Source organism: Streptomyces sp. SID10853 (genome assembly GCF_010548145.1).
GTDB lineage: Bacteria > Actinomycetota > Actinomycetes > Streptomycetales > Streptomycetaceae > Streptomyces.
In genome coordinates this window covers 1-8863 of the sequence record NZ_JAAGLN010000270.1, presented here as the reverse complement: position 1 = coordinate 8863, position 8863 = coordinate 1, and the positions used below count along the sequence as shown (strand labels likewise).

The 8863-nt window shown below is 72.8% G+C and carries 10 protein-coding genes; 1 reads left to right on the top strand and 9 read right to left on the bottom strand.

Annotated elements, in window-relative coordinates; all coding sequences use genetic code 11:
* Positions 1 to 279 precede the first annotated feature (279 nt).
* Positions 280 to 1110: a helix-turn-helix transcriptional regulator gene (locus G3I19_RS31605; RefSeq protein WP_164267147.1), complete on the top strand. Its 831-nt coding sequence runs from the start codon at positions 280 to 282 to the stop codon at positions 1108 to 1110.
* A gap of 110 nt (positions 1111 to 1220) precedes the next feature.
* Here the strand turns inward: G3I19_RS31605 and G3I19_RS31600 are convergent, their stop codons facing one another.
* The 9 genes from G3I19_RS31600 to G3I19_RS31560 form a co-directional block, all read right to left on the bottom strand.
* Positions 1221 to 2327, bottom strand: coding sequence for a zinc-binding dehydrogenase (locus tag G3I19_RS31600; protein WP_164267146.1), 1107 nt, complete (start codon positions 2325 to 2327; stop codon positions 1221 to 1223).
* On the bottom strand, positions 2324 to 3142 hold the full coding sequence (locus tag G3I19_RS31595) for a phytanoyl-CoA dioxygenase family protein (protein WP_164267145.1): 819 nt from the start codon (positions 3140 to 3142) through the stop codon (positions 2324 to 2326). Before G3I19_RS31595 ends, G3I19_RS31600 begins: the two co-directional genes overlap by 4 nt.
* Positions 3143 to 3199: 57 nt before the next feature.
* Complete coding sequence (locus G3I19_RS31590) at positions 3200 to 3934, bottom strand: SDR family oxidoreductase (protein WP_164267144.1); 735 nt, start codon at positions 3932 to 3934, stop codon at positions 3200 to 3202.
* Between the two features lie 31 nt (positions 3935 to 3965).
* Positions 3966 to 4382 (bottom strand): aspartate 1-decarboxylase, encoded by a 417-nt coding sequence (gene panD / locus G3I19_RS31585; RefSeq protein WP_164267143.1) that lies wholly within the window; start codon positions 4380 to 4382, stop codon positions 3966 to 3968.
* Positions 4383 to 4451: 69 nt separating this feature from the next.
* A complete protein-coding gene (locus G3I19_RS31580; RefSeq protein WP_164267142.1) occupies positions 4452 to 4973 on the bottom strand; it encodes a flavin reductase family protein in 522 nt (173 codons plus the stop codon).
* The gene (locus G3I19_RS31575; protein WP_164267141.1) at positions 4967 to 6157 is read right to left on the bottom strand and encodes an acyl-CoA dehydrogenase family protein; all 1191 of its coding nucleotides are present in this window, start codon (positions 6155 to 6157) and stop codon (positions 4967 to 4969) included. The genes G3I19_RS31580 and G3I19_RS31575 overlap by 7 nt, the downstream gene beginning before the upstream one ends.
* 29 nt (positions 6158 to 6186) lie before the next feature.
* Positions 6187 to 7347 carry an acyl-CoA dehydrogenase gene (locus G3I19_RS31570; protein WP_343235265.1) on the bottom strand — a complete coding sequence of 387 codons (1161 nt, stop codon included), beginning with the start codon at positions 7345 to 7347 and terminating at the stop codon, positions 6187 to 6189.
* Positions 7344 to 7607: an acyl carrier protein gene (locus G3I19_RS31565; protein ID WP_164267140.1), complete on the bottom strand. Its 264-nt coding sequence runs from the start codon at positions 7605 to 7607 to the stop codon at positions 7344 to 7346. Before G3I19_RS31565 ends, G3I19_RS31570 begins: the two co-directional genes overlap by 4 nt.
* The coding region (locus G3I19_RS31560; protein WP_164267139.1) for an AMP-binding protein at positions 7604 to 8863 on the bottom strand (1260 nt) is incomplete at its 5' end. The genes G3I19_RS31560 and G3I19_RS31565, both read right to left, overlap by 4 nt.

Here is an 8863-nt window from a genome sequence, read left to right as displayed (position 1 = left end):
CCCGGACGGGGCGGCGTGCCCGGCTCCCTCGGCTGGCCCGGACGGGACGGCGGACCCGGCCGAGTCCGCGGGCCTCGCCGGGCCGGCGGGCCCCGCTGAGTCGGTGGTTTCCGAATGGGCGTCCATGACGGCTCTCCTTGTGGTAATCCTGCGGTGGTCGCTCGGTCCCGCACCACCCGGCCTGGCTGGTGGTTCCACCCCATCACCGCCGGTGAGCGGCGCGGCCCCGCAGCCGATTACCCTTGCTCACACCCTGGGAGTGCGGGGCGAGGGGGGATCATGAACGGCGGCGCGGGCAGCGTCCGGGATCGGGAACTGGGCGCGTTCCTGCGCTCGCGGCGTGAGCGGCTGACGCCCGCCGAGCTGGGGCTGCCCGGGTCCGCACGGCGGCGCACCCCGGGGCTGCGGCGCGAAGAGGTCGCGGAGCTCGCCGGGATCAGCAGCTCCTGGTACGCGTGGCTGGAGCAGGGCCGGGTGCGCACGTCGGAACAGGTGCTCCGGTCGGTGGCGCGGGCGCTGCGCCTGGACGCGGACGAGACCGCGCACGTGCTGTCGTTCCTGGAGCACGCCGCGCCGGACGAACACCCGCCGGGATGGGTCTCGCGCAACCTGCTGACCCTGGTGGAGGCGCTGACGCCCAACCCGGCCGTGGTGCTCGACCCGCACTGGGACCTGCTGGCCTGGAACTCGGGGTACGCAGCCCTGCTCACCGATCCGGCCAGGCTCGCGCCCAAGCAGCGCAACCTGCTGTGGCTGGTGTTCCGCTGGGCGCCCGCCCGTACGCTGCTGGCCAGTTGGGAGCCCGAGGCGCGGAGCCTGCTGGGCCAGTTCCGGGCGAAGGCGGCCCGCCATCCCGAGGACGGCCGGTACGCCGAGATCACCGCGGAACTGCTCGCCGACCCGGACGCGGCGCGCTGGTACGGCCGCCGGGAGACCTCGGCGTTCCATCCCGCCGTACGCCACTTCCGGCATCCGGCCACCGGCGATCTGCGGCTGCGCTACGTCAAGCTCGCCGCCGTCGACGAGCCGGGCCACCATCTGCTCGCCTACCTGCCCGACGACCCGGCGACGCAACAGGCCCTGGGAACGCTGGGGGCGCCGGGCCGCTGAGCGGGGTGCGGCGCCGCCCCGCGTACCGACGGCACGCGGGGCGGCGGGGCGAGGAGGGGCGGGCCCGGGCGACCGCCTCCCGCCCCGGTGCCCTCAGGTGCGCGACCCGCTCAGGAGGTGAGCACCGCCTTCATCACCGACCCGTCCGCGACCGCCCCGAGCGCGTCGGCGTGCCGCTCCAGCGGGAAGGGCGTGACCAGGCTCACCAGGTCGAAGCGGGCGGTGAGCGCGGGCAACAGGCGTACGTACTCGACGAGATGGGCTCCGGTGAAGGCCCAGGAGCCGATCACGTCCAGCTGCCGGTGCACGATCTGGTGCGGGTTGATCAGGGTGTCGCCGGCGTCGGTGTACTGGCCGATGATCAGGTAGCTACCGCCCCGGCGGGGCAGGCTCAGCCCCTGGCCGACCGCGGCCGGCACCCCGGCGCACTCGATGACCAGGTCGGCTCCGTCTCCCCCGGTGGCGTCCTTGACCTGGCGCAGGACGTCCGCGGGGTCGGCCGCCCCGGCGATGTCCAGGTGGACGTCACCGATACCGGCCGCCGCCGCCCGTTCGAGCCGCGAGGCCGGGCCGCCCACGACAACGACCTTGGCCGCACCGGCCAGTTGGGCGAACGCCGCCGCAGCGAGACCGACCGGGCCGCTGCCCTGCACCACCACGGTCTCGCCCAGACGCACCGGCCGCCGCTCGTACAGGGCGTGCGCCACCGTGGGCCCGGCGCAGGCCAGCGACATGGCGGCGAGCGGATCGATGCCCTCGGGCACCTTGATGACGGCGGTGCCGGGCTGCAGCACGATGTGGTCGGCCCAGGCGCCGGAGAGCTCGGGGCCGCTGTCCAGGGCGCGGTTGACGCCGTAGGTGCGGCGCTGCTCGCACAGGGTTGGTTCGCGGTGCAGCCGGCAGGGCGGGCAGATGCCGCAGGCGATGGAGGAAGCCCACATCACCGTGTCACCGGTCGCGAGCGGCGCCCCGGTGGCGTCGCGGTGCGTCCCGAGCCCCAACTCCCTTACGTTGCCCAGGCCTTCGTGGCCGAGGACCAGCGGGACGGGGATGTCGAGGTGCCCCTGCCTCAGGTGCAGGTCGGTGCCGCAGACGCCGCCGTATCCACAGGCGACGATCATGCCGCCGTCGGGAGCGGGCGGGATCTCGAACTCCCGAAGTGCCAGAGGCGAGTCGAACTCTTCCAGGACGACGGCGCGTCCGGTGCGGGGCGTCACGACGCCACCATAGGCAGGGCGAGCGTCTCGGAGAAGGGCGCGTCCAGGGGGCGCAGCGGCTCGGTGTCGCGGCACACCACGTAGTCCGGACGCGGCTCGCCCACGGGCCGCGGAAGGTTGGCCGTGTCGTTGTAGGTGGCGATCAGCAGGCGGCGGGCGAACGGCGACATGTTGGGGGCCGAGCCGTGCACGATCTCCGGCGAGAACAGCACCACGGAGCCGGCCGGCCCCTTGGGGCTGGTCATACCGTGCCGGTCGACGAGCGTGGCGAGCTGCTCCGGGGTCAGTGAGATGTCGTCGGGGTCGAGGTGCTGGTCGGACTTGGCGGTGGCCGAACGGCCCTCGCGGACGAGCCCCTCGCGGTGCGAGCCCGGCAGGAAGATGACGGGACCGTTGAACTCGGTGACGTCGTCGAGGAAGACGCCGATGCTGATTTGACGCGGCGCGGGCAGCCCGTCGGCCAGCCGCCAGGCGAGGTAGTCCTGGTGCCAGGCCCACTTGTCGCCGCCGAAGGCCGGCTTGGCGTTGATCTTGAACTGGTAGATGTACACGTCGTCGGTGAGCAGCTGCTGCACGGCCGGCAGGATGCGCGGATCGCGGACCAGGCCGGCGTACTCGGGCCGGCGCTGGTGCGAGGAGTAGACCGCGCGCACCTCGGTGCCGCCGTCCTCGGTCACCAGCTGCGGTCCGGGGACCTTGGTGTCGCGGTCGAGGGCCGCCCGCAGCGTGTCCACCTCCCGGGGGTCGAGAAGTGCTTCCAGCGTCAGGAATCCCTGGTCGTGGTACTGGTCGACCTGGTGCCGGGTCAGTCGCATGGGTGTGTTCTCCTGATTGTGGGTGTGTCGGTGCGTGTGGGGTGCAGAGGGGCGTCCTCACCCCATGAAGTGGCCGCCGTCCACGACGAGTTGCTGCCCGGTGAGGTAGCCGCTGCGGGTGGTCACCAGGTACTCCAGGGCGTCGGCCATGTCGTTGGTCGTGCCGAGCCTGCGGGCGGGGATGGTGCCGAGGACGGTGGCCAGCCGCTCCGGGTCGTCCAGGCCGTAGCGCTCGGTGACCTCCTCGGTGTCGGTGAAGCCGGGCAGCAGCGCGTTCACCCGGACGTGCGGGGCCAGTTCGAGGGCCAGGCACTTGGTGAGCTGGATCAGACCGGCCTTGCCGGCGCAGTAGTTGGCGCCGTTGCTGCGGGGACGGATCGCCGTGGTGGAGGCGATGTTGACGATGCAGGCGCCGCCGGCCTCCACCATCGCGGGCGCGAGAGCCCGGCTCAGGTGGAAGGGGCCGGACAGGTTGGTGGCCAGCACCGTGTCCCAGTCCTCGGCGGTCATGGACAGAAAGGGCCCGTCGCGGTTGACCCCGGCGTTGTTGACGAGCACGGCGGGCGCGCCGTAGTCGGCGGTGATCCGGGCGCAGACCGTGTGGATCTCCTCGGGCCGGGTGAGGTCGCAGCGCAGCGCCGTGATCCGGCCCTCGCCGGCCTTCTCGGTCTGCTCGGCGGACTCGCCGTCACCGCGGTAGAGGGCGATCACCTCGTGTCCGAGCGCGGCGAGCCGCAGGCTCAGTGCGCGCCCGATGCCGCGGGTGCCCCCGCTGACCACGGAAACCGTCATGCCGACCCCCTGAACTGGCGTGTACGCACGCTCAGTTGGCGACGAGGTCGCCGCGCTTGAGGCCGGAGCCCTCGGGCACCGCGGCCGGGTCGCCGCCGAGGTCGACGACCGTGTTCCGCTCGTCGACGAAGACGACATGCGGGATGAAGTCGGCGGTCTCCTCGTCCGTCATGGTGGCGTACGCGATGATGATCACCCGGTCCCCGGGGCTGATGAGACGGGCGGCGGCGCCGTTGATGCCGATGACGCCGGAGCCGGCCGGGCCCTCGATGACGTACGTGGACAGCCGGGAGCCGTTCTCGATGTCGACGATGTCGACCTTCTCGCCGGGCAGCAGGTCCGCGGCCTTCATCAGGTCGGAGTCGATGGTCAGCGAGCCGACGTAGTGCAGGTCGGCCTGGGTGACGGTGGCGCGGTGGATCTTGGACTTCATCAGGGTGCGGTACATGCGTATTCCTCGGGTTCGGGTGGGACGTGGATGGGGAGGTGGGGCGAAAGCCGGATCGGAACGGCCGGGTCAGCCGGCCGGCCAGGTGGCGTAGCGGCGCATGCCGTACAGGAGCGGCGCCGCGTCGGTCGCGGGTGCGTGGGTCTCGGTGTCCAGCACCTCGCCGATGACCAGGGTGTGGTCGTCGGCCGGGATGAGCCGGGCCACGCGGCACTCGGCGCTGGCGTGGGCGTCCTCGGCGAGGACGGGGAGGCCGGTGGCCGGCCCGGGCCGCCAGGCGACCGAGCGGAAGCGTTCGGCCGCGGGCCCCGCGAAGACCTCGGCCGCGCGACGGCCCGCACCGTGCAGGAAGTTGACGGTGAAGGCGCCGCGGGCGGCGAGGATCGGCAGGGTGCTGCCGGTGTTGGACACCGACACCAGGAGTTGCGGCGGATCGAGGGACAGGGAGCACAGGGCGGTGCAGGTGAAGCCGTACGGCGTGCCCTGCGCGTCGGCGGTGGTGATGACGGCGACGCCGCTGGGGTGCGAGCCCATCAGGGCCCGGAAGGCGTCGAGGGTGACGGCGGGCGCGTCCTGGACCGGGATCACCATGCGAAGGCCCGGGCGTCGTAGAGGTTGACGCCGACGGCGGCCTTGCCCAGGTACTCCAGGCAGTCCTGCGGCTTGGCCGGCATCACGTGCGCGAAGGACGCCTCGCGGATCAGCCGCTCCAGGGGGTGGCTGCGGCTGACGGCGGCCGAGCCGCACAGCCGCAGCGCGTCCTGCGCGAGCTGCGGGCCCACCTCGCCGACGACGTACTTGGCCGCGTGCACCATGGCGTTGGCCTCCAGACTGCCGCGCTCGGCGGTGACGAGGTCACCGGCCTCGTGCACCAGGGCGCGGGCGGCCCGCAGCCGGGCCGACATGCGCCCCAACTCCTGCTGCACCACGGGTGAATGGGCCCGCTCGGGGGAGGCCGTGACATGGTCGACGGTGTGCCGGAAGAGTGCCTCGGCGATGCCGAGGTAGGCACCGGCGTAACCGGCGATCATCCAGTGCGGCTCGCGTACGACCTTGAACAGCGACATGCCCTCGACGCCCATGTAGAGCCGGGAGCGCGGCACCGGAACCTGGTCCAGGGTCATGGGGGCGGTGCTGGTGCCGTACATCGCGGACATGCGGTGGACGCTGCCGAAGCTGACGCCGGGGTCGTCCGCGGCGACGACGAAGTGCGAGACCTCTGCGGTGTCCTCCGCGGTGTCCTCGGCCACGGCCGCGACGACGTAGTAGTCGGCGGCGCCCGCCAGCGAAACGAACGACTTGTGCCCGGTCAGGATGTAGTGGGCTCCGTCGTCGGAGAGCCGGTAGCGGGTCCGCAGCCCGCGGAGCTTGGCGCCCCGGCCGGTCTCCGAGGTGGCGGAGGCGAACAGTTTGCGGCCGTGCACCACCTCGTCCAGCATCCAGGCGCGGAACGCGTCGGCGGCCGGGGAGAGACGGGTTCCGGCGGAGTCGGCGAGCGCGCCCATCACCACGTGGTGCATGTTCACGCCGAGGGCCGCGGCCCCGTTGTGCGCGCCGAGTTCGGCGAGCACACGCCAGTAGTCGCCGAAGCCGAGCCCCGCGCCGCCCGCCTCCTCGGGGACGAGCAGGGCGAGCAGGCCGGATTCGCGCAGGAGGCGGTACGTCTCGTGGCCGTCGGCGTGTCCGGCGTCCACATCGGCGGCGAGGGGGGCGAGCCGGGCGCCGGTCTCCGCGGCGAGTTTGAGGAGATCCTCGAGTTGGGTCGGCAGCGTCATCGATGTCCTTCGGTTCGGGTCTCGATCGGTCAGTTCTCGACCGGTAGGCCGAGTTGCCGTGCGACGCCCACGCGCAGCAGGTCATTGGGGCCGGCGTAGGTCAGGGCCGCCATCGGGCTCGCCAGGTCGGCGGCCAGGTCCCAGTCGGGCAGGAAGGCCCGTACGCCGGACAGCGCGGTGGCGTGTTCGGTCAGCCGGACGTAGTCCTCGGCGACGGAGATCTTGGTGAGGGCGGCTTCCGCGGTGAGCTTGCGGGCCGGGACCCCGGCGTCGAGCCGGGCGGCCATCGCGTAGAGCTGGACGCGGGAGCGGTGCAGGGCCATGGCCATGTCGCTGACACGGGCGGCGACCTGGTGGCTCGCACCCATGCGGCGGCCGAAGTGCTCGCGCTGTGCGGCCCACTCGACGGTACGGGCCAGGGTGCGGTGCATCGGGCCGAGCGCGTAGCCGAGGATGACAGAACGCTCCCAGGCGGTAGTGGAGGCCATCACCGCGAGACCGGAGCCCTCCTCGCCCAGCAGCGCCTTGGGCCCCAACCGCACGCCGTCGAAGAGGAGTTCACCCATCGGCACGCTCGGCAGCGCGGTCTTGGTGAAGGACTCTCCGCGCCGGACGCCGGGCAGGTCGAGCGGGAACAGGAACGCGGACAGCGCGAAGGGGGAGCGTCCTTCGGCGGTGCGGGCGAAGACGATCGCCCGGTCGGCGACGGGCGCGGCGGTGATGAAGGTCTTGGCGCCGTCCAGGACGAAGCCGTCGCCCTCCCGCCGGGCCCGCGTCGCCATGGAGAACGGGTCGCTGCCGCCGCCGCGCTCGGTCAGCGCGTGGCACAGCAGCACCTCACCGTCCTGGACGTCGGCGACCGCACCCCAGGCGTCCGCGCCGAGGACGGCCCGCAGCGGGAACTGCATGCCGAAGAGCTGCGAGGCCAGCGCGTAGCACAGGCCCGGATCAGCGCCCGCGAGCCCGAGGCCCTCGACCGCGGCGAGCGAGCGGGTGACGGGGCCGGGTCCGGACGTGTCCGGGTCGGCGAGCCGCAGCACACCGAGGTCGGCCATGGCCTGCCACTGGGCGAGGAAGTCGTCGCCCGCGGTCTTTTCCAGGACCGGCGCCGCCAGATCCCGGTAGGTGTCGACGAGCCGCTCCGTCTCGGGCGGGCCGGAGCGCAGCGCCGCCAGGGCCACCGCGGTCACTTGCCGCCCTCGGCTTCGAGACGCTCGATGGCGACCCAAAGGGCCTTGGGGCTGCGGAAGTTGGCGGCGACGATCTCGGTGTCGGGCAGGCTGATGCCGGCCTCGGCGTCGAGCGCCGAGACGATCTCCATGATCGCCAGCGAGTCGACCAGGCCCATCTCCAGGAGTGGGGTGTCCGGGGTCAGGGACTGCGGGTCCTCGCCCCGGCCCCAGGTGATCCGGCGGGCGATGAGGGTGCAGAGGTCTTCGACGCTGTTCATGCGGGGATCTCCTCGATGAGTACGGGGCCGGTGGGCAGGGCGCCGGTGGGTACGGCGCCGGGGGGTTCGGTGCTGGTGGGGACGGGGTCGCCGTCGCCACTCAGGGCGCGGCGGTCGACCTTGCCGCTGGTGGTGGTGGGCAACGTGGTGACCGGGACGATCCGGTCGGGCAGCATCCGCTTGGGCAGTACGTCGCGCAGCGCGGCCAAGAGCTCCGGCTCGGTGGCGCCGGTCTGCGCGTAGGCCCATATCTGGCCCGCGTAGGGACCGTTCTTGGCGACGACCGCGGCGGTGGCGACCTGCGGCAGATCGAGAACGGCGCTCTCCACGTCCATCAGGTCGATGCGGTGGCCGCGCCGCTTGATCTGGGAGTCGCGCCGGCCCCGCAGGAAGACCCGGCCGTCGGCGGTGATCCGCCCGATGTCTCCGCTGGCGTAGGCGCGGCGTGCCACGCCGTCGCGGAAGGTGACGGTGCGGGTGGGGTCGCTCGGTTCGCCACCGCGCAGATATCCCTGGAAGACGGTGGGTCCGGCGATGTGGATCTCACCTTCGCCGTCGGTGGGCCGGCCGTCCTCGTCGAGCACCTCGATGTGGACGCCGCCGATGCCGCGGCCGATGGTCAGCTCCTGGTCGGCGGTCCAGTCGGAGGGCACCCGGTAGGAGGTGCAGGCGTTCGTCTCGGTGGGCCCGTACAGGTTGTAGAAGGGGACGTTGTCGAGCAAATCAAGGTAGCGCGCGAGGAGTTCGGGCGCGAAGGCCTCCCCGCCGAAGGCCGCGACGCGCAAGTGCGCCGGTGGGGTGTCGGCGATGCCGCCCTGCTGGAGCATGCCGTGGTAGAGCGAGGGCACGGCCACGAAGTGCGTGATGCGCTGTTCGGTCAGCCAGCCGACGACATCGCGCGGGAAGGCGCGCAGCAGGTCCGGCATCAAGACCGTGCAGGCGCCCGCGGCGGCGGCGCTGAACAGGTCGAAGGTGGTCAGGTCGAAGGTGAGGGCGGCCTGGGAGCCGATCCGGTCGTCGGGGGTGAGCCCGAACTCGCGGGCGGCCCACAGGGCGTAGTGGGCGACGTTCTCGTGCGAGAGCAGGACGCCCTTGGGCCAGCCGGTGCTGCCCGAGGTGAAGAGGATGTAGCCGCCGCGATCGGTGGGCGCGGGCAAGGGCGCGGGCCGCTCCTCGGCGCTGAGGACGCGCAGCCGGTGCAGGCCGTGGTCCAGGGCGGACTCGTCGGCCGGGGCGCCTTCGCGGGCCCGGGCGGC